Source organism: Glutamicibacter sp. MNS18 (assembly GCF_026107515.2).
GTDB lineage: Bacteria > Actinomycetota > Actinomycetes > Actinomycetales > Micrococcaceae > Glutamicibacter.
Map to the genome: position 1 here is coordinate 70870 of NZ_JAPCHW010000005.1, position 25499 is coordinate 96368.

A 25499-nucleotide genomic window follows, 5' to 3' on the forward strand; every position below is an offset into this window, starting at 1 on the left:
CAATTTCCTGATGAACCCTGCACGGGACAAGGAACAACATGGAGCAATCCTCTGATGACGAATAACAAGCAAAACCCAGGGGCAACGACCCTTGCCAAGACATTAGGCAACTGGGATGCCCTCGCGCTGGGGTTCGGCGCCATGATCGGTTTCGGTTGGGTGGTACTCACCGGCGGATGGCTGGAAAGCGCCGGAACCCTGGGCGCTGTGTTGGCCATGGTGGTCGGCGGCGGAATCATGGCAATTGTCGGTTTGACCTACGCCGAGCTGACAGCGTCCATGCCCAAGGCGGGTGGTGAGCATAATTTCATCCTGCGCGCCCTGGGACCGCGCCCATCCTTCATCGGTTCGTGGGCCATTACCGGCGGCTACGTCACCATCGTGGCCTTTGAAGCAGTGGCCTTCCCGCGGACCGTGGAGTACATTTTCCCGGGCATGAGCAGGATTCCGCTGTGGACGGTGGCTGGTTTCGAAGTGAACCTCACCTGGGCACTGGTGGGTGTTGTGGCGGGCCTGCTCATCACCTGGATCAACATCCGCGGGATCAAGCAGGCCAGCGTGGTGCAGACCTTCACCGTGATCTTCCTTTTGGCCGTAGGCGCCCTGATGATTTTCGGCGCCTTCAGCGCCGGGGACCCGCAACACATGGAACCGCTCTTCACCCCGGGAATGGCCGGATTCTTCACCGTGCTGATGGCAGTTCCATTCCTGTTCATCGGCTTCGACGTGATTCCCCAGTCCGCCGAGGAAGTCAACATCCCCGCTCGCCAGATCGGCAAGCTGGTCGTCATCTCGGTGATCCTGGCGACCATCTGGTACGTCATGGTGGTGCTCACGACCTCCTCGGCCATGCCGGCCAGCGAGCTGGCCGGGGCGGATATCGCCACCGCCGATGCCTTCGGCGCCATGTTCAATTCCGAGATCATGGCCAAGATCCTGATTGCCGGTGGCATTGCCGGCATCCTGACCTCGTGGAACTCCCTGCTGATTGGCGCCTCGCGCCTGGTGTTCTCGCTGGCGCGTTCCGGGATGCTGCCCGAATGGTTCGCCAAGCTGCACCCGAAGTACCAGACCCCTTCCAACGCCTTGATGTTCATCGGCGGGATCTCGTTGCTCGCACCATTCTTCGGTGCCGAAATGCTCGGTTGGCTGGTGGACTCCGGCGCACCGAGCATTATCGTGGCCTACCTGCTGGTCTCGGTGACCTTCCTGGTGCTGCGTCGTCGTGATGCGGGCATGGATCGCCCACTACGTATTGGCGGCAAGGGCCGTGCCGGTGAAGCCATCGGCTGGATTGCGGTCCTGTTGACCGCGGGCCTGTTGAGCCTCTACATGCCCGGCATGCCGGCATCGCTGACCTGGGAGCCGTGGCTGATCTTCGCCATCTGGTGGGCCTTGGGTGCCTTGTTCTTCTTCAAGGTTCCGGCGGGGATCAAAGCCGGCCCGGAAGCCGAGGAACAGGTCGTGGAGTTGGTCAGGGCCCGCCGCAAGGCGCGCGCCGGGCAACGCATCACCTGACCCGCAGTTCCAACGAAGCAAATAGAAGGGCATGGTGGCTGTGGGGTGTTCCCGCAGCCACCATGCCCTTAATGCGTTCCTGGTCAATGATTGGCGGATTCGGCCGGAGTGGAGAACTGGTTGCCGAACACCGCGGATGGCATGGACCTAGTTTTCCCTGGCCCGGCGGGCCCGGTAGGCGCGCACATGCTCGCGGTTGGCGCAATTGCCGGTATCGCAGTACATCTTCGAACGGTTCCGGGACAGGTCCACCAGTGCAGCCTGGCAATCATCCGAGGCGCAGATCCGCAGGCGTGGCAGTCCCTTGGCCCGGACCACCTCGGCGATCGCCATGGCCGCTTCCACCGCCATCCGGTCATAGAGCGGGGCGCTCTGCGTGGTGGCATGCAGATGGTAGTCCCATTCGTCGTGCTTGATCAGCTGTGGCAGCGCCTGGGCGTTGCGCAGGATCGCATTGACCCGGCGCACCACGGTGTCCTCATCGGCGACCCAGATATCGTGCAGCTGGGAGCGCAGTTGGCGGATGGAGCGCAGTTCGGCCAGGTTCCGCGCCCGGGGACCAGTGAAACGTTCGGTGTCCAGGAAGTAGTCGAGATCGCCCACCGTTTCCAGGCGGTCCACGAGCCCGGCGTTGGTATTCAGCAGGTTCACCACGCTGCGTAGCGATACTTCCGTGTCAGGGGCAAAGATCATTATGACTCCTTGGGGTCGCCATGATTGACGGGGGATCAGGCGTGATCGTATTGTCATGATCATACAATCATTGACTCCTGTACCGCAGCTGTATGTCACCACGACACCACGCTGCCGGGATCCGGGGAAGTTCCGAAGGAAACCCTCATGCCACAGACGCCAGCTACCGCGCCGAATAACCGGATCTCCGACGAGCCACGCCGAAGTGCCGGCAGGTTGACCGGCATCTGGATCGCCCTGGTTTCCTCGGCCGTCTTCGGGCTTTCCGGGTCCTTCGCCAAGGCCCTGATGGAAGCCGGATGGTCGCCGGCAGCGGCGGTCACCCTGCGCATGGCCGGGGCCGCCCTGGTGCTGGCGGTTCCCGCGATCCTGGCCATGCGCGGACGCTGGGTGCTGCTGCGCACCAACTGGGTACCGATCCTGCTTTTCGGGCTCTTCGGGGTCGCGGCCTGCCAGCTGTTCTATTTCCTGGCGGTGCAACGCCTGGATGTCGGGGTGGCCCTGATGCTCGAATACCTGGCACCGGTGCTGATCGTGCTGGTGTTGTGGGTGCGGCACCAGAAGCGCCCGCGGATCCCCACCATCCTGGGCACGCTGTTGGCGCTGGTGGGGCTGATGGCCGTGCTGGATATCACCGGTGCCACGTCCATCGACCCGATCGGTGTGTTGTGGGGGTTGGGTGCAGCGATGGGACTGACCGTCTACTTCTTCGTCAGCGCCCGGGTGGACGGGGCGTTGCCGCCGATTATGCTCTCGGCCGGTGGGCTCAGCGTTGGCTCCCTGCTGATGGTGCTGGTCGGCGCGTTGGGCATCGTGCCCATGGAGATGACCTTCACCGAGGTGGACCTGGCCGGTTTCCGGACCCAATGGTGGGTGGCGCTAGGAGGCATGATCCTGCTGTCCACCGTGATCGCCTACGTCACCGGGATCATGGCCGCCCGTGCCCTGGGTTCGAAGGTCGCCAGCTTCATCTCGCTGACCGAGGTGCTGTTCGCCGTGATCTGGGCATGGTTGCTGCTTGGTGAACTCCCCGGGATGATCCAGCTCCTCGGCGGCCTGCTGATTGTCGGCGGCGTGGTGCTGGTGCGTATCGACGAATTACGCCAACCGGTCGGACGGTAGCCCTTTACCGGTTACGGCCGTGACGCCCCGCCAGCCGGTAGGAGTCGGCCAGCAACTCGGAGAGCTGTTCGGGATCGACTGTATCCAACCTGATGAGTACCAGCAGGGGGGAACGCTCATGGTGGCCGGTCCAGAAGAACGTGTCCGGAGCCATGGCCGCCAGCGCTTCGCGCTCTGCGCTCTTCACCGTCAGGACGCCATCGTCCCAGACCCTGGCCATCAGGGTTCGGGCGAACCACGCGGGCTGGCCCCAGCTGAGCCGTTCGGTCACACCTGGCATGGCCAGGCACTGGTCACGGATGTTCTCGATTCCCACCATGGCCGCATCGTGGCACAATCCCCTGACAGGGGCAATGGCCAGGGGAATGGAGTGTGGTCGGACACGAGGTCGGAACGGCTTGCCTGTCCACGGTTGAAAATTACCGTGGGGCAAGCTCCGAGGCAGGAGCTGGTCGAATCCGCAGGCAATGCGATCCAGGGCTCCTGCCCATCAGCTGCCCGCCCGGGAGTAGGCATCGTCCGGAGCCGAATCGGGCCGGGACTTGCGTCTGCGGTGGGCGGGGTGAACCTGCCACAACGGTTGTACCATTTCCTGGCACAGCGGTTGTGACTGCCATCACAGTATGACCAGACTTCTGGTCGCGATGCAAACCCGGGATGTTGCCCGTGTCACATTTGGTCAGCGAGTCTTCTTGTCCGTAGGCGCCGTGGATTCCCTGCGGGTTAGCGGGCTATCTCCTGCTGAAGCACGATGCATTTGGCCGGTTGACGTCCGTTGGAGGTGTCCTCAGCGACCCGTTCGTCATTAATGGAGACAGTGCAGGAGATCTCACCCGCGGCTCCGTTGGCGTACTTGCCCAAGACTAGGATTTTCGTGAAATCTCCACCGGCTGGTAGGTCCATTTCGATGTTGTACGGCAAGGATTCTTGCCTCATCTGGCCGTCGTTGTCCTGCTCCTCGTCGGTGACAACAAGGGCCTTGACGAGCGCGCTCGGTTTGCTTCCGGTGATCTCAACAGTGACCTTGGGGTCATCGATTGCTGCAGTGGTCGACTCCGTGGCCTGAGGTTCGTCAGGGGAGGGGATGGTCGTCGGCGACAGTGATGCCGCGCTGGTTTCCTGGGTCGATTCCACCGATGGCGCAGGGGTCGCGGTGTTGGTGGCACCGCCGGCACATCCAGCCAAGCCCACCGTTGCCACGAAAATCGAAGCTAACGCGAAGGAGCGGGAATTGATGTTATTAGTTAATGCTTTCGAGAAAATCACTCCTACAGCGATGGCATGAGGATGCAATAAAGTAAAAGCAACGCCTGCCGCTGGAACCGCCGCATAAGGAGCAACCGGCTCGATCGGCCACCGGCCAGATGGGTGAGGAGAACGGGGCAACCTGACTATCCGACAGCGACAGGCCCCTGTGCCATAAGCAGGCCCATGCCCGGGAGTCAGCGTTTTCGTTTCACGGCGTAATGCCCTCAAGGCAAGTAGGTTGACTTTTGGTGAGCCAGCCAGCGGATCGGCAGGAACCTAGCGCCGAACCATGCTGATGATCTCTGCGGTTCCGCGCCCTGAAGAATCCAGGATGTGCCCCAGATGTTTGTGTACGCGAATCACAGGCGATCTGTCCAGTACCACCGCACCCGGGATGCGGTCCACGAGTTGGGCCTCGAGTCTGACCGCATCTGATCGGCTTTGGGTTGTCAGGGCGAGGATGAGATCGTATTGGCCAAAAGCGACGCCTGCGAATTGGATCTCCGACATCGCAATCCAAGGCGGCGCCATGCCCAAGAGGGATTGACTGGGTACCTTGAGGAAGTACCGGGTGACCGCGGGCCAATTAGAATATTGCTGTTAAACGTGTATGGGGAAATCCAGCACATTTTGCATACGCAGGGTTCCCACGGAGCCCGCAGCTTTTTGCGCACTGATGCCCGGCTCCTGCGATAACCGCAGGTTGCTGGCGCGAATGTCCTTTTCCAGGATGGCCACGAGATCCAGGAAGAGATCATCAGGCACTACCTTGACGGCGGCGGCGCGTGGAGGGCGGGCCCGGGGAATACGTTCAACTTGAGCCGGGCGCAGGACGCCCAGCGTCCATTTCGCGCCGATCTTGAGGGTTGAGCTCGAAACTGAGGTGCGCACTGAGCGTACCCCGGGCAACTCCCCCACATGGGTGAGGATGAATTCGGCTAGCTCGGCATCATCCTGGGCTCGTGAGGTCATCACGACATCCCCCATGCCGCTGCTGAGATCTATGGAAGAGACGGCCTGATGGTGGCCGGCATGCTGCACGGTGGCTAGCAGCTGGCCGGGGTCGCATTCGACTTCCACAATCGCGGTGCTGGCCTGTCGTGGATCCTCAAGCGTGGCGACCGGCCAGGCCAGACCGCTGGTTACTATGCGTTCCCCCCGTCGCTTCATGGTGGGTGAATCAATGCCTATTCACCCATTTCACACAGGAGTCGCGGCCAAGGGGACAACGGGGGATATATCTTGCCGGCGACGACGTTTCCTTCACCGCTGGTTGGGCCGAGGGAGCGGTGACCACGGCTGTGAACGCCGTATGGGGTGTAATGACGCAGCCGGGTGGAAGGAGCCCGGAGGTTAATCCGGGCCCCGGAGACGTACTTGAGGAACTGGGACCAATCCCGCTCGACCAGTCTTGCCTTGCCGGAGGGCAGGAAAGTGCTATTTCTTCCCGAAGGAGCGCAACCGCAACGAGTTGAGCACCACCAGGATCGAGCTGGCGGCCATCGCTGCCCCGGCGATCATCGGGTTCAGCAACCCGAAGGCCGCCACCGGGATGCCGGCGGTGTTGTAGGCGAAGGCCCAGAACAGGTTGGTCTTGATGATGCTCAGGGTCTTTTCCGACAACGCGATCGCGTCGTTGACCTGGCCCAGCTCATTGCCCATGAGGGTGATGTCCGCCGCCTGGATGGCCACGTCGGTGCCCGAGCCCATGGCGATACCCAGGTCCGCCTGGGCCAGCGCCGGGGCGTCGTTCACGCCGTCACCGACCATCGCCACCACCCGGCCCTTGCCCTGCAGTGTGCCGATCGTCGTGGCCTTGTCGGCGGGGAACACCCCGGCGAACACGTCGCCTGGTTCGATCCCCACCTCGGCGGCCACCTGCCGGGCCACCTGGATGTTGTCCCCGGTCAGCAGCATGACCCGCAGGCCGCGCTGCTGCAGGGCCTTGATGGCGGACGCGGAGGAGTCCTTGATCCTATCGGCCACCGACAGCACCGCAATGAACCGGTCGTCCACCGAGAGCAGGATGGCGGTGGCGCCGGCGGCCTCGGCCTCATGCAGCATGGACATGGCGGTCTCATCCAGTTCCGTGCCCTCGGCTTCCAGCCAGCTGTACCGGCCCACCACGACCTTGTGGCCGTCGACGATGCCCTTGACCCCGCCCCCGGGATCCGAATCGAACTCGCTGACCTCGGCCAACGGGCCGAGCCGTGCCGCCGCGGCGGCGATCGCCTGGGCGATCGGGTGCTCGGAGTGGTGTTCCACGGCACCGGCGACGGCCAGCGCCCGCTCCGGGTTGACCCCGGCGATGGCGGTGGTCCCCAGGTGCGTCATGACCCCGGTGGTGACCGTGCCGGTCTTGTCCAGCACGATGGTATCCAGCTTGCGGGTGTCCTCCAGGACCTCGGGTCCGCGGATCAGGATGCCCAACTGGGCGCCCCGTCCGGTACCCACCATCAGGCCGATCGGGGTGGCCAGGCCCAGCGCGCACGGGCAGGCGATGACCAGCACCGCCACGGAAGCGGTGAATGCTGCCAGCGTGTCGCCGGTGAACAGCCACCAGGCCAGGAAGGTCAGCACGGCGATGGCCAGCACGATCGGCACGAACACCGAGGAGATCCGGTCCGCCAGCCGGGCAATCGGGGCCTTGCCGGACTGCGCCTCGGAGACCAGCCGCCCCATCTGGGCCAGGGTGGTATCGGAGCCCACCCGGGTGGCCTCGATGACCAGCCTTCCGGAGGTGTTCACCGTCGCGCCGGTGACGGTATCACCCTCGGTCACCTTCTGCGGCACCGATTCGCCGGTGAGCAGCGAGGTGTCCACGGCGCTGGCCCCCTGGAGGATGGTGCCGTCGGTGGCGATCTTCTCCCCGGGACGCACCACGAACCGGTCCCCGATCACCAGCTGGTCGGCCGGGATCCGGTGCTCGTTGCCCCCGCGCAGCACCACCGCGTCCTTCGCGCCCAGGTCCAGCAGGGTCTTTAATGCGTCCGAGGCCCGGTTCTTGGCCCGGTCCTCCAGGTAGCGGCCCACCAGCAGGAAGGTCGCGACCACGCCGGCGGTCTCGAAGTACAGCGAATGCTCGTGCATGCCGGCGTGTGCGTGGGCGGTCATCGCCGGATCGCGCAGCAGTTCGAAAACCGAGAAGAAGTAGGCGGCGAGCACGCCGATGGACACCAGGGTGTCCATGGTGCTCGACAGGTGCCGGGCATTGACCGCCGCGGCCTTGTGGAACGGCCACCCGCCGTAGAACACCACCGGGGTGGACAAAGCCAGCGCCACCCAGCCCCAGTGCGGGAATTGGGCTCCGGGCACCATGGAGATCACGAAGAGCGGGATGGTCAGAACCAGGGAAAGGATCACCCGGTGGCGCAGGTTCCCGTGATCGGTATGCACGTGCCCGCCGGCCTGGTGCTCGACATGCACGCTCGCCTCGTAGCCGGCGGCCTTGACGGTTTGCAGCAGTTGCTCGTCGCTGACTCCCGCCGGGGCCGTGACCCGGGCGTTTTCCAGCGGCAGGTTGACGCTCGCGCTCACCCCGGGCAGCTTGCCCAGTTTGCGCTCCACCCGGTTCACGCAGGAGGCGCAGGTCATGCCCTGGATCTCCAGGTTGACCACGCGTGTATCGGTGGGGTGTTCTTCGGTTGGTGTTGACATGTCCATCCTCGGATCGTTTGGGCGGGGGTGCTAGCTCCCGATCCCGTTCAGTTCGTAGCCGGCCTCGTCGATCGCCGCACGCAGTGCGGCTTCGTCCAGTGCCGTGGTGGAGGTGATGACCGCGGTGGAGGTGCCGCCGGCCACCAGGGTGATGTCCACGGCGGCCACCCCTGCCAGTTCGCGCAGTTCCTCGCCGACCGATGCGACGCAGTGTCCGCAGGTCATGCCCTGGATCCGCAGCTCGGTGCGTACCGGGCCGGCCTCCTGTTCCGGGCGTCGGGTGATCGACATCGGCTGGGAGTTCTCCGAGCAGCCGCAGCCGCATCCGTTGTGTGTACTCATGGTTCCGCCTTCCTTGGGTGGTGTGGTGGTCAGCGCAGCAGCCGGGAGATGGCCGCGGTGGCCTCGGTGACCTTGTCCTGGACGATGTCCGGGTTCCCGGTGGACTGAGATTCATGGGCGGCCTGGATGACACAGTGGGAAATGTGGTCCCCGATCAGCTGCACGCTGACCTTGTGCATGGCCGCGTTGATCGCGGAGATCTGGGTCAGGATGTCGATGCAGTACTGGTCCTCGTCGACCATCCGGGCCACCCCGCGCACCTGGCCCTCGATCCGTTTCAGGCGCCGCAGCAGTGCTTCCTTTTCCCCGGTGTATCCGTGCTCGGGCTGCTCCCCGACCGGTGTTCTGGGTTTTTCCATACCCTTAACATACCCCCTAGGGGTATGGGGTATCAAGTGTTCTCCGATGTGGTTCCGCTCGCACTTGGGGTCCCGTCCGCCAGTTGCCGGGCGGGCCTGTGAGAGGCTGGCCAGCAAGGGTCGTTACAATGAGTGATTGTTGCCGGACCATCCGGTAGCCGCCGACTGGCAGCATCTGGTCGACGCCGCAGGCACCATGCAAGTGTTGGACCCTAGCAACAAGTGCCCACATGCCGGACCGGAGACCTTCCGGGCCAGCGCCCGTGGTGCCCGGTGCCGAAGTAGAGGGTGAAGATTTCACAAGTAATGTCCCAGGAATCAACGAGCCAAACCCAGACCCAGGGTGCAGCGCCCAAAACCCACTCCTCGAAGGTCTATGCCCTGATGACCTCGGGCACCATCGTCTCGCGGGTGCTGGGGTTCGTGCGGACCGCCCTGCTGGCGGTGGCCATCGGCGCCTCCACCACGATGGCGGACATCTTCGAAAAAGCCAACGTCATCCCCACCGTCATCTTCATGCTGCTGGCCGGTGGCATCTTCAACGTGGTGCTGGTTCCGCAGCTGATCAAGGCCTCCAAGGCCAGTGACAACGGGCGGGCCTACACCTCCAAGCTGTTGACGCTGACCATCGTGGTCATCGGCGCGGCCACGATCCTGCTGACCCTGATGGCCGGACCGCTGATCAGGATCCTCACCCTGGGCTGGACGCCGGCGATGCTGGCCCTGGGCACCGTATTCGCCTACTGGTGCCTGCCGCAGATCTTCTTCTACGGGGTGTACGCGGTGGTGGGCCAGGTGCTCAACGCCCACGGTCGTTTCGCGGCCTTCATGTGGGCCCCGGTGGTCAACAACGTCGTGCAGATCGGCGTGATCGGTGCCTTCATCGGATTCTTCGGCGCCTACTCCGGGCAAACCGACCAGCTGGCCACCTGGAGCACCGAAAAGACCCTGCTGCTGGCCGGCGGCTCCACGCTGGGCATCGTCTCCCAGGCCGTGGTGCTGTTCTGGCCGCTGCGCCGGCTGGGCCTGAAACTGCGTCCGGACTTCGCCTGGCGCGGTATGGGCCTGCGCCACGTGGGCAAGCTCGCGATCTGGACCCTGGGCTCGATGACGGTGGGAAATATCGCCTCGCTGGTCAACTCCCGCTTCGTTTCGGCCGCCACCCCGGCCCGCCTGTCCTTGCCCGACGGTGGCGCCTCGGTGGCAGGTGAATACGCGCTGAACACCTCGCAGCTGATCACGGTGCTGCCGCATTCGATCTTCGTGCTGGCGCTGGCGACCATGTACTTCAACGAGTTCACCAAGTCCTTCCAGGAGCAGCGGCCCGAGGGAATCGGCCCGTTGCTCTCGAAGGGGCTGCGCACCTCGGCGGTGCCGGTGGTGTTCGCCCCGGTGGCATTCATCGTGCTGGCCGGCCCGCTCGGACGCCTCTTTGCCGGCAGCTCCTCCACCTCGATGCTGCAGGGAGCGGCCATCGGGCAACTATTGCTGCTGACCGCCCTGGGGCTGCCCTTCAAGTCCATGCACTTCTTCATGCTGCGGGTGTTCTTCGCCGACGAGGACACCAAGACGCCGATGATCATCCAGAGCATCATCGCCACCCTGTGCGTGGTGCTGGCCTTCGCCGCATCGATCTGGTTGCCGGCCACCCAGATCGCGGCGGCCGTGGCGGCGATCTACGGGGGCACCAATATCCTCTCGGCGATCATCGCCCACCGGCTGCTGGTACGCCGCTACGGGGACTACGGCAGCCGCCACGTGCTGGATACCTACATCCGCATCGGGGTGATGGCCGCGCTCTCCGGTGCGGTCGGGGCCCTGGTGCTGGCGGCGCTGGGCGGCTACACCTGGGGATTCGCCTGGTCCTCCATCCCGGCAGCCTTCATCTCGATTGCCGTGGTCGGTGGGGTGATGCTGGTGGTCTACCTGCTGCTGCTGCGCATGATCCGTTCGGCGGAACTGGACAACTTCCTCGGGCCGATGGCACGGTTCGTCCCGAACCTCCGTCGCTAGCCGGAGCGCCACGTGGCGCATCCCTCGAACGCAGATCCCGCGGCCACCTCGGCGGTGTTGATAGCTTTAGGCTATGCGCATTCCAGCTGAACAGCCCTTCGTCCCGGTCATCCTGGGCGGGGATATCGGGACCTATTCCCTGGCCCGTGAATTCCACGAACAGTACAACGTGATCTGCGCGGTGGTGCCTTCGGTGCTCACCGGCATCACCCGCCACTCGCGGATACTGGACGCCAGGCCCTTTGCCGAGCAGTCCGATGACGCGGCCTTCAGCCGCTTCCTGGCCGGGCTGGGTGCCGAACTCTCGGGGCCCGGGCAGCGTCCGCTGCTGCTGCTGGGTGGCGCGGATCCGCATATCCGCTTCATCGCCCGCAACGCCGAGGCGCTCGGCGGGTACTTCACCATCCCGTACGTGGGCGAGGAACTGCTGGACCGGACCACCGGCAAGGACGCCTTCTACGAGCTCTGCCGGGAACTGGAAGTCCCCTTCCCGCGTACCATCGTGCACGACTGCGCGTCGGGGGCGGGCACCGCAGGATTGGGGCCCGCACTGCAGGCCGAGGGCATCGGCTTCCCTGCCATCGTCAAACCCTCGGACGGGGTGGCCTGGGGCGCCGCCGAATTCCGGGGCAAGAAGAAGGTGCACACCGTCGGGTCGGCGCCCGAACTCGAACAGCTGGTCGCCGCGGCCGTCCGGGCCGGGTATGCCGGCACCCTGGTGATCCAGGACCTGGTGCCCGGAGGGGATAGCGGCATGAATATCGCCACCTTCTTCTCCGACCGCCAGGGCATAGTGCGCTTCGCCTCCTGCGGCAGCGTGCTCGTCGAGGAACATGCCCCCGGAGCCCTGGGCAATTCCGCGGCGATCATCGCCGAACCCAATGAGCGGCTCGTGGAGGACGGCAAGCGCATCCTGGACGAGCTGCGATGGACCGGTTTCTCGATGTTCGACGTGAAACTGGATCCGCGCGATGGCAGCTACCGGTTCTTCGAATTGAACCCGAGGCTGGGACGCAACCACTTCTACATTTCCGCGGCCGGGCACAACGTCGCCCGCTTCTACGTGGAGGAATACCTCGAAGGCGGGCTGCGTGAGCCCGAACGCTTCGAACAGTCCCGCACCGAACACCTGTACACGATCCTGCCGTTGCGCCTGCTGCGCCGTTACGTTCCGGCACACCGCACCGAGCAGGTCCAGCGGCTGATCAAGGCCAAGGCGTACAGCCACCCGTTGGCCTACCGGAAGGAGACCGACCCGCGGCGTTGGTACTACATCCTGGTCAGCACGCTGAACCACTACCGCAAGTTCAAGCGCAACCCACCGGTCATGGGCTGATGGCGCACATGACACAGCCCGGGATGACGAACAGGCGCACCGCACTGCCCCGCGGTTTCGCACCATTGCTGGTGGTCGCGATGATCCTGGCCGCGATCAACCTGCGCCCGGCGGTCACCTCGCTGGGCGCCTTGCTGGATCCGGTGATCGAGGGTCTGGGGATGAACGGCTTCATTGCCGGGATGCTCACCGGCGTGCCACCGCTGTGCTTTGCGTTGCTCGGTCCGCTGGCTCCCCGGTTGGCCGGCAAACGCGGGCCGGAACTGGTGGTCATCGGGGCCATAGGTGCCATCATGACCGGCATCCTGCTGCGTTCGGCGGCCCCGATGACCTGGGTGTTCCTGTTGTGCACCGCGTTGGCCCTGGCCGGCATCGCGGTGGGCAACATCCTGATGCCGGTGCTGGTCAAAAGGTGGTTCCCGCAGAAGATCGGGCTGGTCACCGGAACCTACACCACCGCGGTGGCGCTGGGTGCGGCATCCGTGGCCGGGGCCGCGGTGCCCCTCACCGGGGCCCTGGGCGGAAACTGGCGCCTGGGATTGGGGGTCTGGGCCATCCCCGCGGCGGTTGCCCTGGTGCTGTGGATCGTGATCTACTTCGGCCTGCGGACCCAGATCGCCGTTCGCCAGCAGCCGGTGGCGACGCTTCCGGGACGGGCCGCGGCCCTGGGCCCGATGCGCAAGAACCCCACCGCCTGGTGGGTGGCGATCTTCTTCGGCACGCAATCCTCGGCGGCCTACATCTTCATGGGTTGGGCGCCGAAGATCTTCACCGATTTCGGTGTGGATCCCGGATACGCCGGGGCCCTGCTGGCGGTGATCCTCGGGGTGGGTGTGCCGTTGTCCTTCATCATGCCGGCGCTGGCCGCCCGCTTCACCAACCAGGGGCCGCTGGTCTGGGTCACCGGCAGCGCCGGCATCCTGGCCGTGGCCGGGCTGCTGTCCTTCCCGGCCCAGGGAGCCCTGCTCTGGGCGATCCTGCTGGGGGTGGCCGGGGCGAACTTCCCGCTGGCGCTGACCATGATCGGGCTGAAGGCCCACACCGCCGCGGGAGTCGCCAAACTCTCGGCGTTCGGGCAGTCCGTCGGGTACCTCATCGCCTTCCCCGGGCCCTTTGCCGTGGGTGCACTGCATGAGATCACCGGCTCCTGGGTGGCGCCGATCTGCCTGCTGGGAGCGCTGATGGTGGCCCAGACCATTGCCGGGATCATGGCCGGCAAGCCACGTTACGTCGAGGACGGCGTACGGATCCGGGTGTGAGACCAGCCCCTTCGCTTTCCGCCGCCGGCTCGGGTAGCGTCACCGGAAGAGCCTTGAGAATGGAGCACCCCCATGAACAGCATCAGTTCCGCCGTCGTCGCCATCGAGCGTCCGGCCCGCTTCGGGAAGCAACTGGTCTCGCATATGAGCCGCAAGAACGGCGGGCAATGGTCGGCAGAACGGAACGCCGGATGGATCGCCTTGGGTGGGCACCGGGCCGATGTGGTGGCCACCGAGACCAGCCTGGACTTGCGGGTTGAAGCCCCGGAAGGACAACTGGACGCGCTGGAAGACGCCCTGGCACGCCACCTGGTTCGCTTCGCCGCCGACCAGGAGCTCCAGATCACCTGGCAGCGCAGCTGATCCTGCGCCGTTTGGGGACATGATTGCGCGCAATCGGGCATCCGGCAACGTCGCACGTCATAGACTGGAGACGTGGATCAAGCAGGCAGTTTGCGCATCACCAATTATTTGTGGGCAGCGGCCATTTTCCTGGCCGTGATTCTCTTGTCGTTGATCGGGGACCCCGACGACTGGAGCAGCCCCGACTGGGGTGGCCGGTTGGCCGTGACCGGCGGGTTCGCCCTGGGCTTTGCCCTCCTGGCGTTGGTGCGTAACCGGGCACCGCGCATCAGCCTGGTCATCGCTTCCCTGGGGGTCTGCGGCTACTATGCCGCCGGGCTGCCGAGTCTGGGCATGATTCCGGCGTTCATGGTGTTCCTCTATGCCGCCGCGGTGGTGGGACACCAGATCTTTTCCGGGGTGGTGGCCGCCGGCCTGTTCGCGCTGACCAGTATCCTGCGGATTCTTGCCGGCCAGGAGCCGCAGACAGTCCTGGGGTACGAGCTGCTGGCCAACCTGGCCTTGGCCGCCCTGGCGGTCGCCGTGGCCGAATTCGTCATCCTGCACCGCGCGCTGGCCGGCAGCCAACGCAAGATGCAGGAGAACCACCGCAAGTTCGCCGACTTCGCTTCCAAGGCCTCGGCACGGGCCGAAGCCGATCACCGACGGGCCGAGGAACGCGCCCGGTTCTCCCTGCGGGTCCAGGACGAGTTGGCCCACCATCTGGCCCTGGCCACACTGCACGGCAATGCCGCGATGGAAGCGGTGGCGGCCTCGCATCCGGCAAGCGTCAGCCTGGGGCATGTCCGCGAGGCCACGGCCAAGGCCCTGCTGGCCTTGAACCGTACGGTGGATGCGCTCGGGGATGGTGAAGCTGCCACACGCAGCGGCGGGACGTTGAGCAATATCGTCGAGTTGGCCTCCAGCCTGCGGGACGCCGGGCTCAGGGTGGATGTCAGTGCACCCGGTGTCGACCTGGACGACGGGCTGCCGTTGCTGGTGATGCGGATCGTCAGGGAAGCGGCCACCAACGCGATCATCCATGCGGACACCACGCATTTGGTCATCTTCCTGCGGCCGCAACCGCCGCAGGACGGCCGCAACCTGTGGCATCTGTCGGTGCGCAATGACGGGGTGCGTCCCGGCTCCAAGGACGCGGCCGGGGGAATCAGCCTCTCCAGCCTTCGGGTGAAGGTCATGGATGCCGGTGGAAGCATGGACTGGGGACGGCTCGGACGCCATTTCCTGCTTTCGGCCGAGATCTGGCAGCCCCAGGACAAGGAGCGCTGACAAGCCGCTGGGTCCCTGCGTCGCGTACCACCGGCGAACAAGCCGGCCGGCAAGGACAGCGTGGCAGTGGGACGGTAGCCAAACTCGGACCAGGCTCCCACATGGCTCTGGTTCAGGATGGCAACCGGGCGTAGAGTGTGCATACCACCACGCGGCCGAGCTTGCCCACGGATCGGCTGCCACTACTTCAGGAGGTCGACATGGGGGATTTCAGGGCATACACCATGGAAGAACGCGCCACCTACTTGGCTCCGGCGTGCGAACGTTGCGGCCAGCACCGCCATGTGGTGTGGGAAGAGGTCGACGACAGCGGCAAGTACCTGCCGCGCGATGCCGGCTGCTCGAACGAAGCCTGCACCGCCTGATTCGGGGTTCGCCAACAGGTTCCGCCTTCCGGCACGGCAGGCGGAACGCTGTCATGCCGGATAGGCAATCCGCCAATTCCTGCCGGATTGCGTGCCGGTCCTGATTATCCTCATTTGGAACGATGGCGGAGAATTGTCCCATGGCCATGACAAGCACAGATCATCAGTGGCAGGTCCATCCGGTCACGCCGGAGAGGTTCGAGGACCTGGTGCAGGTGCTGAATCCAACGCGGCGCGAGAAGCACTGCTGGTGCCTGTCGCACCGGCTCACCGCGGCCCAGGAGCGGGAGCTGGGGCAGGGGAGCCGCGAACAGGCGATGCGGACGCTGTGCGAGAGAAGGAATCCGCCAGGTGTGGTGGCCTACCGCGATGGAACGCCTGTGGGATGGTGCAGTATCAGTCCACGTGCTGAAAACACCAAGCTGGCCAACTCCAAACTGATTCGCCCCGTCGACGAGGTGGAGGTCTGGAGCATTATCTGCCTGGTTGTCAGGTCCGGATTCCGACGCCAGGGAGTCGTGGGCCAGCTGATCGAGGGCGCAGTCGGGTACGCGTTTTCCCGCGGTGCGCCGGCGGTCGAGGCCTATCCGGTGGATCCGCAGGGGCGAATGGACACCACCATGGCGTTCGTGGGGACCCGTTCCATGTTCGAGGCAGCCGGTTTCGAATGCATCGGCACAACAAAGTCCCTGGCCAGCCGGATGCCACGGATCATCATGCGCAGGACCGCGGAGCCGCGTTGAGTCTCTAGCCCAGTGTCCAGGATCTCTTGGACAAGCCGAACCAGAAACCGTCAATGGCGGTCTTGGCCTCGATACCGCCCGAGGCGTAGGCCGCACCCAGGGCAATGTAGAGCGGAGCCCAGTGCTCCGATCGCGGGTGGGCCTCCAAGGCGCCCGGTGCCCTGTCCAGGAAATTCAGGATCGAATCCACGTCGCCCCGGGCCATGGCCTCCTCTGCCCAATGATCGAATTCGCTGGATGCGCTCGGTGGGGCGCAATCCGCACCGGCTGCAGGATTGAACCAGCGCAAGTTATGGGTGGTGAAGCCCGAACCGATGATCATGGTGCCGCGCTCACGCAGCGGGGCCAGGGTCTGCCCGAGCCCGAACAGGCCTTCCGGATCCAGTGTGGGCATGGACATCTGCACCACCGGAATATCGGCGTCCGGGAACATTTCCTTCAGTGGGACATATGCGCCGTGATCCAGTCCCCGGCTTTCGTCGCGTTCCACATGATGCCCGTGGGTTGAGGTCAACCGGGTGACCTCGTCGGCCAGGTCAGGGGCCATCGGAGCATCGTAGCGAACATCGTAGTAGCGGTCCGGGAACCCCCAGAAGTCGTATACGAGCTCCTGTTTGGTCCGTGTGGCACTGAGCGAAACCGGGGCGTTTTCCCAGTGGGCGGAGACCATCAGGATGTCCTTGGGTTTCTCCATTGCCCCGGCCCAGGCCGCCAGCTCCGCGGTCCACCGGGCGTCGTCGGCCAGCGGTGGAGCGCCGTGGGAGAGAAAGAGGACCGGTGGGCGGGAGTCGGTGGAAGCCATGGTCCAACCATAACGTGATTTGATTGATGCTTCAAGTATTCTTCTGATGGGAATTGAAAGGCCCCGGTGGTCGCCAAACGCCCAAGCCGCTATCTGTCGGTCGGTGGCAATATGGTTGTCCTATACGCAAAACTAAAGAGTGCATCGGCATTGGCCTGCTACTGGTGGGGTGTATCCGAGGCATCGACCAGGTTCCGGGGGAAATTCATGCCGAGTTCAGCATTGCAGGAGATCACTGAAGGTCGCCGATTGTCATATCTGCGAGAGTACTTTGATGGTGCCGACACCGATGCGCCGCGATTTACCGGGTCGCAATTCGAGTCGTTCCTAGCCGAGTCGCAAGACCCTAATCAGATAGCCGCCGCGGATTTGCTCGCAGTCTCCATGTTGTCCGTGAACGTTCCGGCTGCAGCGTCATTGAAAATCTGTGGCTCCCTGCAAGAAAAAATCACTGTGCTGTTATCGTGCCTCCCCGTGGAGCTGAAATTCGAAGAACTGACGGACCAGGAATTCGAGGAGTATCTTGGGGCTCGAAGTCCTGCTGAAAAGTTATGGAATTTGCTGCGTCAAAAAGACGGAACGCCATGGGGGATAGGGCAAACCACCGCAAGCAAGATCCTTGCGCGCAAACGCCCACATCTCATACCCATATATGATTCCGTGATTGCAAATATCACCGGAATGCCAAATAGTCTGCATCAGTGGACGCGATGGAGGGCCGCCTTCGCCTCTAACGCCACCGGTCAATCGTCAATGCAAGAACAGCTCACGGAGCTCCGGGCTGCTGCTGGATTGACGCAGATATCGTTGCTCCGAACGCTGGATGTTGTTTTGTGGATGGAGGGGCGAGACAAGGTAAAGCGGACGGCGGTGCGGTAGTGACAGGCATCGAGAGCCCGGGTTCCCAGATTTTGGATCCGTTCGGTGCCGAGCGAAGCGACCAGAAATTCAAGGCCGCGTGGAATGTCTTCGCGATGACTTGCGGAATGTTCATGGCTCCGGAACCCTCGTATCAAGCATGGTTCGCGCACTATTTAATTTCCCAATACGGAATCGACAGGATCGCGCGCGAACCGGTAATCCATATTCGCCCTCTTCCTGAATCGCCATTCAAGGCGAGATTTACCGGTAGCGAATTACGTCCAGATGTGGTGGTAACAAAAGCCCCAGGGATCATGATGCCCCACTATGCCAATCGTTTGGCCAAGGCCGACGACGAGACGGGTATAGGTTTGTTGGGGCATCTGAGTGTGATCTCCGAGCTGAAGGTCGCGGCAACTCAGACGGGCGGACTGGATTTTAAAGCAGTCTGCAAGGATATTGATAAATTACGTTTTCTGCTTGACGCCCATAGGACGATCTACCCGCGAGCGAGCTCCCCGGTAGCCTATCTGTGTATTCTCGATAACCATCCTCGGCGCAAGAAGTTCAGATTTGAAGAGATCCAACAGCTTGCACATCACGATGACCCACTTCTGAAGGTGGAAGTCCTGTATTCGGAGGCAGCGGAAGTTCCGAACCTGCCGGACGATGGTGTTCTACGACGCTGACCTACTCCCGCCGGCTTTTCCGCAAGAGTTCAGTATGGGTGAGTGCTCCACGCAAACCATAAAGTGGTTCTCTCGCGAATTAACCCAGTCGCGCTTCGTGCCATAGAGTTAAAACCGCAGCAATTGAAGGGAACCACCATGGCCAAGCAGTCGTTTTTTGCCCGACTTTTCCGGATCGGCAGATCCAACGCACACGCCGCACTGGATTCGATCGAGGATCCACAACGGATGCTTGACCAATCGGTCCGCGACTACACGAACAATATTTCCGAGGCCGAATCGGCCGTAGCGCAAACCATCGGGAACCTGCGGATGCAGGAAGAGGACCATGCCAAGGCGCTACGCGATGCCAAGGAATGGGGTGGCAAGGCCCTGGCCGCCTCGAACAAGGCCGATGAATTCAATGCGGCCGGTGATTCCGCCAACGCGCAGAAGTTCAACCAGCTGGCCACCATGGCCATCCAGAAACAGATGGCCAGCGAAAAGGCCGCTGCCGCGCTGGAACCCACCATCCGTACCCAGCAGGAAGTCGTCCAGCGGCTGAAAACCGGTTTGGACTCCATGAAGGCCAAGCGCCAGGAGCTGGTTGCCAAGCGCAATGAGCTGGTGGCCCGGGCACGCAATGCCAAGACCCAGGGGCAGATGATGGATGCGCTCAAGTCCCTGGATCTGGGGGACCCCACCTCGGAAATCAGCCGGTTCGAAGCCCAGGTCCGCCAGGATGAGGCCAAGGCCCGTGGTGCCGCCGAACTGGCTGCATCCTCCCTGGACTCGCAGTTCGCCGAACTCGAGGATCTGGGCAAGGACGCCGAGATCGAGGCGCGCTTGGCCGCACTGAAACCCGCGGCGGACATCGTTGATGAAGCCCCGGCCGCAGTGGACGAAGGCACTCCGCAGCTTTCCGAAATCGAAGCCCGTCTCGCGGCACTGAAGAAACAGCACTGACAGCAATGGCCGCCAGGTTCCCTGCAGGGAACCTGGCGGCCATTGTCATGGGTTACCGCTGGTGTGCCGGGTCATGAAGCCGGGCGCAGCACCACATTTCCGGCCGAGACGTCCATGGTGACCTGGTGCGCCGAATCGCTGGCGGTGGCCAACCGGTTGTCCAGATTGCCTGCCGAGACCGTGGAGCGGACATCGTAGCCGGCCTCCGGCAGGGTCAGATCCAGCATTCCGGCGCTGACTTCGCCCTGCACCGAAGCCGGTGCACTGCCGCTGAACACGCCGTCCAGGCGTCCGGCCGATATATCGAACCGGGCGGTGTGCACATCGGCCAGCTCCACCGTGGCTTGCCCGGCACCGAGGCGGAGGTCAACGGAGTCGGCTGCGCCCAAGGCCACCAACCGTCCGGCACTCATATCCATATCCAGGGTCTTGAAGTCGCCTTCGGTGATGAACTCGCCTGCGGCCAGGCTCAGCTGCACATCCAGCTGCCCGTCGTTCAGGAACTCGGGCAAGGACAGTACAACAACCGAGGGGCGCGAATCGCAGCCGAAGAAGCACCAGTTGCCCCAGCCACCGGGGGAGTCGACGACCAGCGTGTTACCCCGGCGTTCCAGGTCCCACGCCCCGCGTGAGGAGCGGACCTCCAAGCGGGCCTCGGTGATGTCGGCGAACTGCAGGGTGAATTCCCCGGCGTTGGCTTCCACTTCCAGGGTGTCGATGCCGGTGGCATCGGCGGTCTGCACCGAATCGGTGCGATTCAGCGAGGTGATCGAGGACCAGCTGGTGCCCAGCACCAGGCCGAGCAGCACCAGCCCGCCGAGCACGGACAGGATGATGGTCAGGGACTTGTTCCGGGTTCCGGGTCCCCGGGGGGTGTGTGGAACGGTGTTGGTACTCATGGGGTGTTCCTGTCTGTGGTGGTGGTGCCCAGGGTCTGGATGTGGGCCAGTGCAGCGAGTACGCGCCGGTTGCCCGACCCGTCGGCCTCCAGGCCGAGCTTCTGGAAGATGGAGGTGATGTATTTTTCCACGCTGGCTTCGGAGAGGAAAAGCAGTTTGGCGATGGCCTGGTTGGACTTGCCCTCGGCCAGGGCCGCGAGCACAGACCGTTCACGGTCGGTCAGTCGCTGCATACGGTCGTCATGGTTACGTCGGGTCAACAGCTGTGCCACCACTTCCTGGTCCAGTACCGTGCCGCCGGAGCCGATCTGCTCCAGGGACTCGACGAAGTCGGAAACATCCGCCACTCGGTCCTTGAGCAGGTAGCCCAGGGCGCCGGTTTGCGTGGCGATCAGCTCCGAGGCGTAGCGTTCCTCCACGTACTGGGAAAGCACCAGCAGCGGGGTGTTCGGGTAACGCCGGCGTAGTTCCAGCGCCGCGCGGATCCCCTCATCGGTGTAGGTCGGGGGCAAGCGCACATCCAGGATGCACAACTCGGGGAACTGCCCATCCCCGGCGGCCTGCAGCACCTCGAAGAGGTCGCTGGTGTCGGGCAGGGCCGCGGTGACCTGGTGCCCGGAATGCTCCAGCAACCGGACCAGTCCTTCGCGTAGCAGGACGGAATCCTCACAGATCAGGATGCGCATGGTACGTTCACCTCCAATGCGGTCGGGCCGCCGTGCGGGCTGTCCAGGTGCAGGGTGCCCCCGGCCGCCAGGATGCGGTTGTGGATGCCGTCGAGCCCTCCACCGGGTTGGATGTGGGCTCCACCGACTCCATTGTCCTCGATACGTGCCCAGATCCACGGCTGGTTCTCGAACTCCCGTACCCGTACGGTAACCCGGCAGGCGGAGGCCCGTGAGTGCTTGGCGGCGTTGGTCAGTGCCTCGGCGATCGCGAAGTACACGGCGGCCTCGGCGTTCCTGCCGGCCCGGTACGGTAGCTGGATGTCGAGTGTGACCGGGATATGCGAGCGGCCGGCCACCGCGGACAGTGCCGCATCCAGCCCGCGGTCCTCCAGCACCGAGGCGTAGATGCCGCGGGTGAGCTGGCGCAGCTCGGTGATGGCCGCCTTGGTGGAGGTATGCGCCTCGGCGACCAGTTCCTTGGCCTGCTCGGGGTTGGAATCGATCTGCTGGTGGGCCAGGCCCAGGGCCATGGCCACCGAAACCAGGCGGGGCTGGACCCCGTCATGCAGGTCGCGTTCTATGCGGGTGCGTTCCACCTCGGCGGCGCGCACCGCGCCTTCACGTTGCACGCTGCTGGTGTAGGCCCGTTCGGCCAGTACCGTTTCACGGGCGACGGCCCCGACGATGGCGGTGGCAATCGCCCGGTGCAGGAAGACCAGGCCGACCACCACCGCGGCACCGGCCAGTGCCACCAGGATCAGCCAGGGTGCCTGGGCCGAGGTCAGCTCCCAGCCGCCGAGGGTGTAGACCACCGGGGTCTCGGTCAACGGCGCGAAGGCCAGAATCGCCGAGGAGATGCTCCAACGCAGCGCCCCGAGCATGAAGGCGCCGATGAGGGTCGCGATGGCGAAGCTGCCGAAGGCGGCCCACATGCGCCCATTGGCCAGGTTCCGGCCAAGCGAGCGTAGCCAGGCGCCGAAGCCGGGCTCGGTGCGTGGGCGCCAACGCAGCGGCGCCACCGGCAGGTCGTAGAGTTCGCTGACCCGTTCGATTTCCAGCCAGGACAGGCCGAAGACCGCATAGAGCAGCCCGACCAGCAGCAGCAGGCCGATACCGACCAGGAAAACCAGGCCGATACCGGTGGCGAGCCACGCGGCCAGCAAGGGCAGGATGACCAGGCCGATGGTGCCCAGTAACGCCAGCTGCAACAGGGTGTAGAGGAACCTCAGGGGCGGGCGGGACGTTCCCGGAGGCGCGGTATGTGATGCTGTGGAAGTCATACTCCAACACTATGGTCAGCACCCTTGCACCCAACACCGAGGGAGCCGGAGAAGATCATTACGGAAAACCCGAATTAAGCGGGATCCCCCATGGCCTCCGGGCTCATCCACGCGATTTCCCACACATGCCCATCTGGATCCTGCACGGCACCCTGATACATGCCCGGGAAGGGTTCGTCCGCATCGCGGTAGACGCTGCCGCCACCGGCCACGGCCTGTGCCAGGAATTCGTCGACCCCCTCACGGGTGTCGGAGGACAACGCGTTAAGCACCTCACGGTCGTTCCGGCCCAGCGTCGGGGTATCCCCCTGGGCGAGGAAACCGGCAAAGTAGTCGCGCTTGAGCACCATCACGGAAATCACGTCGCTGATCATCCACGACGTGACATTGGCATCGGAAAAGGTCTCGTTCTTTGTGAATCCCAGTGCGCCGTAGAACGTGTCAGCCTGGGCCAGATCATTGGTCGGGATGTTGATGAAGATCATGCGGCTCATGGAGCACCTCGCAGATGGTTGGACGATGACCGAATCCGGGCGGTCAAACGGGCCCTTCCCACTTTCCTCCACCGGTACTGCCACGGCAAGGGGTTGACAATGGATTTCTGAAGCTTCACAGCAATAAGGCCAATGACCACAAGGTTCACGTAGATTGGAACAGGAGTCCCCGCCGAGACGGGGTTGATCGAGCCAGCAAGGAAGAACAGCGCCTATGTCCCGAAGTGCACGAACCGGCACGATCCTGATGGCGACCGGACTGGCTGCAGCCCTGCTTGCCTCCTGCGGTGCCGGTGAGTTCGAGCAGGCCGTCCTGGAACAGGCGGCACAGCAAGAGGGACCGTTTTCATTGCCGGCCCAGGGCACGCCGGTTGAGCAGTGGGATCGTGTAGTGATCGTCTGCCCGTACATGTACGTGCCGGAGGAGTTCGACCCGGACTTCGCCAAGGCCATCACCAACACCGATGAGTTCCTCGATGATTCCTCGCAATGGCTGATCTTCGCCCAGGCAGATCAGCCGGGGATGTTGCGCCTGCCCCGTGACACCGTCGATTTCTGTTCCGACGGGTTGTCGACCGACCCGATGGAATCCGGGCAGTTGTGGACGGCGACCGCAGCCGATGGCCGTTGGATGCTCACCCCGGTGGGTTAGGGGTGCCACGGCAAAAAAGCGGCTTTCCCGAAGACCTGTGGTTTCGGGAAAGCCGTGGACGTTGCGGGTGCCGCGAGGCTGAAAATCGGTGGTGTCGTTAAACCGTGATCAGACCAGGGACTTGGTGATTTCCAGCGGGATACGGTCCCGGGTGTAGGTGATATGGTCGAAGCCGTGCGGTTCGGGCTGTCCGTCTTCTCCCATGTTGACGAAGACGAGCTTCTCGATCGTCAGGATGGATGCCTGGGTGAAGATATTGCGGACCTCGGCGCGCAGGGTAATGGAGGTGCGGCCGAAGTGGGTTGCGGTCAGGCCCATCTCGATCAGGTCGCCTTCCTTGGCGGAGGCGACGAAGTTGATCTCGGACATGTACTTGGTGACAACATGCTTGTTGCCCAACTGGATGATCGAGTAGATTGCCGCTTCCTCGTCGATCCAGCGCAGCAGGGAACCACCGAAGAGGGTTCCGTTGGCGTTCAGGTCCTCGGGACGGACCCATTTACGTGTGTGGAAAGTGATTGATTCAGCCATGTTTTAACCCTATGCGGCCTCGGGGCTGCGCGCAGTAACCTGCCCGACACTGTTGGGAATTACACATTCAGTAGATGACCAGCATCTTTGAATGCCGAGCCAGACATGGTGGAATGTGTTGCAGGGCGAGATCGGACGAACGGGGCTTACTGGAGCGTCCCACTTATGGCACGGACAGGAGGCATCAGTGATTCCAAACGACTACAGCGATGTCAAGCAGCAGGTATCCACCGGTTCGTTGCCCGAAAAGTCCCGGATCGAGGAACTCCTGCATGGTGTGCATGAACGTTATGCCGGAATCGACGACGGAATGCTGGCCTACTACATCCCCATTCTCGGGGAAGTCGACCCATCGCTGTTTGCCATTTCCCTGTCCAACGTCGGCGGAATCGTCCAGGGGGCAGGGGACGTGGACCACGCCTTCTCCATCCAGTCCATCTCCAAGATGTTCGTTTACGCCCTGGTGCTCCAGGAACTGGGACGCGACAGCGTGCGGGACCACATCGGCGTGAACAATACCGGCATGTCCTTCAACTCGGTGATGGCCATCGAACTGAATGACGGGCATCCCATGAACCCCATGGTCAACGCCGGGGCCCTGGCCACGGCTGCGCTCATGCCGGGGCTGACCGCAGCGGAGAAGTGGGAGAACATCCGCGAGGGGTTGTCCGCCTTCGCCGGACGCCACCTGAAGATGGATGGCGAAGTCTACCGCTCGGAATCGCGCAGCAATGAGCGCAACAAGGCGCTGGGCCGGTTGCTGAAGGCCCACGGGCAGCTGGATGGAGAGCCGCTGGAGATTGTCGATATCTACACCCGCCAGTGCGCGTTGAAGGTCACCGCCCACGACCTGGCGATCATGGGCGCCACCCTGGCCGATGGCGGAGTCAACCCGGTGACCGGCGAACGGGTGGTCTCGGCGGATGTCTGCCGCGATGTGCTGGCCGTGGTGGCCACCAACGGGCTGTACGAGAAGTCGGGCGAGTGGCTGTTCGAGATCGGTATTCCCGCGAAGTCCGGGGTCTCCGGAGGCATCGTGGCCATCGCCCCGGGCAAGGGGGCCATCGGGGCCTTTTCGCCGCTGCTGGATGATGCGGGCAACTCGGTGCGCTCGCAGCTGGCCATCGGCCACCTGTCGCGAGCGCTGGGGTTGAACCTGTTTGCTTCGGCGCCGATGCGTATGCCGGTCGATTAGAAGAGATAGCGAATGTCCAGATGACTGGCCGTCTGGTCAATTATGTTGACTGCTTTAGTAACGTTTGACTGACCTGTGGTTATTGGCGTTTCGCTACTATAGGTGACGTATCAATCATGATCCTTGGGTTGACTTGCAAGTTCGCAAGCAAAGCCTGAATCTTCCTTCTATTTCACTGCAATAGCAACCAATCTGC

General features: G+C 63.7%; 27 protein-coding genes and 1 pseudogene. 15 read left to right on the forward strand and 13 right to left on the reverse strand.

Annotated features, from left to right (window positions below; translation table 11 throughout):
- Window positions 1-54: 54 nt before the first annotated feature.
- Window positions 55-1518, forward strand: a complete 1464-nt coding sequence (locus tag OK351_RS08060) for an APC family permease (protein WP_265157705.1) — start codon at window positions 55-57, stop codon at window positions 1516-1518.
- A 147-nt stretch (window positions 1519-1665) separates the two neighbouring features.
- On the opposite strand, the gene OK351_RS08065 is transcribed toward OK351_RS08060, so the two are convergent.
- Window positions 1666-2211 (reverse strand): CGNR zinc finger domain-containing protein, encoded by a 546-nt coding sequence (locus OK351_RS08065; protein ID WP_265157708.1) that lies wholly within the window; start codon window positions 2209-2211, stop codon window positions 1666-1668.
- Between the two features lie 147 nt (window positions 2212-2358).
- On the opposite strand from OK351_RS08065, the gene OK351_RS08070 reads away from it, so the two are divergent.
- Entirely contained in the window at window positions 2359-3333 is a 975-nt protein-coding gene (locus tag OK351_RS08070; RefSeq protein ID WP_265157711.1) for an EamA family transporter, read from the forward strand.
- A 4-nt stretch (window positions 3334-3337) separates the two neighbouring features.
- Here the strand turns inward: OK351_RS08070 and OK351_RS08075 are convergent, their stop codons facing one another.
- From OK351_RS08075 to OK351_RS08085, 3 genes are all read right to left on the reverse strand, one after another.
- Complete coding sequence (locus tag OK351_RS08075; RefSeq protein ID WP_265157713.1) at window positions 3338-3652, reverse strand: MmcQ/YjbR family DNA-binding protein; 315 nt, start codon at window positions 3650-3652, stop codon at window positions 3338-3340.
- 404 nt (window positions 3653-4056) lie between these two features.
- Window positions 4057-4719, reverse strand: coding sequence for a hypothetical protein (locus OK351_RS08080; protein ID WP_265157715.1), 663 nt, complete (start codon window positions 4717-4719; stop codon window positions 4057-4059).
- A 462-nt stretch (window positions 4720-5181) separates the two neighbouring features.
- Window positions 5182-5751, reverse strand: a complete 570-nt coding sequence (locus OK351_RS08085; protein WP_265157717.1) for an Lrp/AsnC ligand binding domain-containing protein — start codon at window positions 5749-5751, stop codon at window positions 5182-5184.
- 11 nt (window positions 5752-5762) lie between these two features.
- On the opposite strand from OK351_RS08085, the pseudogene OK351_RS08090 reads away from it, so the two are divergent.
- A pseudogene (locus OK351_RS08090) lies at window positions 5763-5987 on the forward strand (amine oxidase); the annotation flags it as partial.
- A gap of 31 nt (window positions 5988-6018) precedes the next feature.
- Here the strand turns inward: OK351_RS08090 and OK351_RS08095 are convergent.
- The 3 genes from OK351_RS08095 to OK351_RS08105 are packed head-to-tail and all read right to left on the reverse strand — an operon-like array spanning window position 6019 to window position 8939.
- Window positions 6019-8238 carry a heavy metal translocating P-type ATPase gene (locus OK351_RS08095; RefSeq protein ID WP_265157719.1) on the reverse strand — a complete coding sequence of 740 codons (2220 nt, stop codon included), beginning with the start codon at window positions 8236-8238 and terminating at the stop codon, window positions 6019-6021.
- A 30-nt stretch (window positions 8239-8268) separates the two neighbouring features.
- Window positions 8269-8580: a heavy-metal-associated domain-containing protein gene (locus tag OK351_RS08100; RefSeq protein ID WP_265157721.1), complete on the reverse strand. Its 312-nt coding sequence runs from the start codon at window positions 8578-8580 to the stop codon at window positions 8269-8271.
- Window positions 8581-8609: 29 nt separating this feature from the next.
- On the reverse strand, window positions 8610-8939 hold the full coding sequence (locus OK351_RS08105; RefSeq protein ID WP_265157723.1) for a metal-sensitive transcriptional regulator: 330 nt from the start codon (window positions 8937-8939) through the stop codon (window positions 8610-8612).
- 306 nt (window positions 8940-9245) lie between these two features.
- On the opposite strand from OK351_RS08105, the gene murJ reads away from it, so the two are divergent.
- From murJ to OK351_RS08140, 7 genes are all read left to right on the forward strand, one after another.
- Complete coding sequence (gene murJ / locus OK351_RS08110) at window positions 9246-10952, forward strand: murein biosynthesis integral membrane protein MurJ (RefSeq protein WP_265157725.1); 1707 nt, start codon at window positions 9246-9248, stop codon at window positions 10950-10952.
- A gap of 73 nt (window positions 10953-11025) precedes the next feature.
- Window positions 11026-12288 (forward strand): carboxylate--amine ligase, encoded by a 1263-nt coding sequence (locus tag OK351_RS08115; protein ID WP_265157727.1) that lies wholly within the window; start codon window positions 11026-11028, stop codon window positions 12286-12288.
- A 23-nt stretch (window positions 12289-12311) separates the two neighbouring features.
- Entirely contained in the window at window positions 12312-13547 is a 1236-nt protein-coding gene (locus tag OK351_RS08120) for a CynX/NimT family MFS transporter (RefSeq protein WP_265157729.1), read from the forward strand.
- A 72-nt stretch (window positions 13548-13619) separates the two neighbouring features.
- A complete protein-coding gene (locus OK351_RS08125) occupies window positions 13620-13910 on the forward strand; it encodes a DUF2218 domain-containing protein (RefSeq protein ID WP_265157731.1) in 291 nt (96 codons plus the stop codon).
- Between the two features lie 72 nt (window positions 13911-13982).
- Complete coding sequence (locus OK351_RS08130; RefSeq protein ID WP_265157735.1) at window positions 13983-15179, forward strand: sensor histidine kinase; 1197 nt, start codon at window positions 13983-13985, stop codon at window positions 15177-15179.
- 224 nt (window positions 15180-15403) lie between these two features.
- On the forward strand, window positions 15404-15544 hold the full coding sequence (locus OK351_RS08135) for a hypothetical protein (protein WP_265157737.1): 141 nt from the start codon (window positions 15404-15406) through the stop codon (window positions 15542-15544).
- Window positions 15545-15690: 146 nt separating this feature from the next.
- On the forward strand, window positions 15691-16287 hold the full coding sequence (locus OK351_RS08140) for a GNAT family N-acetyltransferase (protein ID WP_265157739.1): 597 nt from the start codon (window positions 15691-15693) through the stop codon (window positions 16285-16287).
- Window positions 16288-16291: 4 nt separating this feature from the next.
- Here OK351_RS08140 and OK351_RS08145 read toward each other — a convergent pair whose 3' ends face one another.
- Window positions 16292-17089 carry a dioxygenase family protein gene (locus OK351_RS08145; RefSeq protein WP_265157741.1) on the reverse strand — a complete coding sequence of 266 codons (798 nt, stop codon included), beginning with the start codon at window positions 17087-17089 and terminating at the stop codon, window positions 16292-16294.
- Window positions 17090-17155: 66 nt separating this feature from the next.
- Here OK351_RS08145 and OK351_RS08150 point away from each other — a divergent pair, with 66 nt between their 5' ends.
- The 3 genes from OK351_RS08150 to OK351_RS08160 all read left to right on the forward strand — a co-directional run bounded on the left by OK351_RS08150 (window position 17156) and on the right by OK351_RS08160 (window position 19584).
- Window positions 17156-17968 (forward strand): DUF6308 family protein, encoded by an 813-nt coding sequence (locus tag OK351_RS08150; protein WP_265157744.1) that lies wholly within the window; start codon window positions 17156-17158, stop codon window positions 17966-17968.
- The gene (locus OK351_RS08155; RefSeq protein ID WP_265157746.1) at window positions 17968-18639 is read left to right on the forward strand and encodes a hypothetical protein; all 672 of its coding nucleotides are present in this window, start codon (window positions 17968-17970) and stop codon (window positions 18637-18639) included. Before OK351_RS08150 ends, OK351_RS08155 begins: the two co-directional genes overlap by 1 nt.
- Before the next feature lie 138 nt (window positions 18640-18777).
- Entirely contained in the window at window positions 18778-19584 is an 807-nt protein-coding gene (locus tag OK351_RS08160; protein WP_265157748.1) for a PspA/IM30 family protein, read from the forward strand.
- A gap of 71 nt (window positions 19585-19655) precedes the next feature.
- On the opposite strand, the gene OK351_RS08165 is transcribed toward OK351_RS08160, so the two are convergent.
- From OK351_RS08165 to OK351_RS08180, 4 genes are all read right to left on the reverse strand, one after another.
- Window positions 19656-20483: a hypothetical protein gene (locus OK351_RS08165; protein WP_265157750.1), complete on the reverse strand. Its 828-nt coding sequence runs from the start codon at window positions 20481-20483 to the stop codon at window positions 19656-19658.
- On the reverse strand, window positions 20480-21169 hold the full coding sequence (locus OK351_RS08170) for a response regulator transcription factor (RefSeq protein WP_265157752.1): 690 nt from the start codon (window positions 21167-21169) through the stop codon (window positions 20480-20482). The genes OK351_RS08165 and OK351_RS08170 overlap by 4 nt, the downstream gene beginning before the upstream one ends.
- A complete protein-coding gene (locus OK351_RS08175; protein WP_265157754.1) occupies window positions 21157-22431 on the reverse strand; it encodes a sensor histidine kinase in 1275 nt (424 codons plus the stop codon). The genes OK351_RS08170 and OK351_RS08175 overlap by 13 nt, the downstream gene beginning before the upstream one ends.
- Window positions 22432-22505: 74 nt before the next feature.
- Window positions 22506-22925, reverse strand: coding sequence for a VOC family protein (locus tag OK351_RS08180; protein WP_265157757.1), 420 nt, complete (start codon window positions 22923-22925; stop codon window positions 22506-22508).
- 214 nt (window positions 22926-23139) lie between these two features.
- Between OK351_RS08180 and OK351_RS08185 the strand changes: the two genes are divergently transcribed.
- Window positions 23140-23577 carry a hypothetical protein gene (locus tag OK351_RS08185; protein ID WP_265157759.1) on the forward strand — a complete coding sequence of 146 codons (438 nt, stop codon included), beginning with the start codon at window positions 23140-23142 and terminating at the stop codon, window positions 23575-23577.
- A gap of 108 nt (window positions 23578-23685) precedes the next feature.
- Here the strand turns inward: OK351_RS08185 and OK351_RS08190 are convergent, their stop codons facing one another.
- Window positions 23686-24108, reverse strand: a complete 423-nt coding sequence (locus tag OK351_RS08190) for an acyl-CoA thioesterase (RefSeq protein WP_265157761.1) — start codon at window positions 24106-24108, stop codon at window positions 23686-23688.
- Between the two features lie 187 nt (window positions 24109-24295).
- On the opposite strand from OK351_RS08190, the gene glsA reads away from it, so the two are divergent.
- A complete protein-coding gene (gene glsA, locus OK351_RS08195; RefSeq protein ID WP_265157763.1) occupies window positions 24296-25303 on the forward strand; it encodes a glutaminase A in 1008 nt (335 codons plus the stop codon).
- The last annotated feature ends 196 nt before the right edge of the window (window positions 25304-25499 follow it).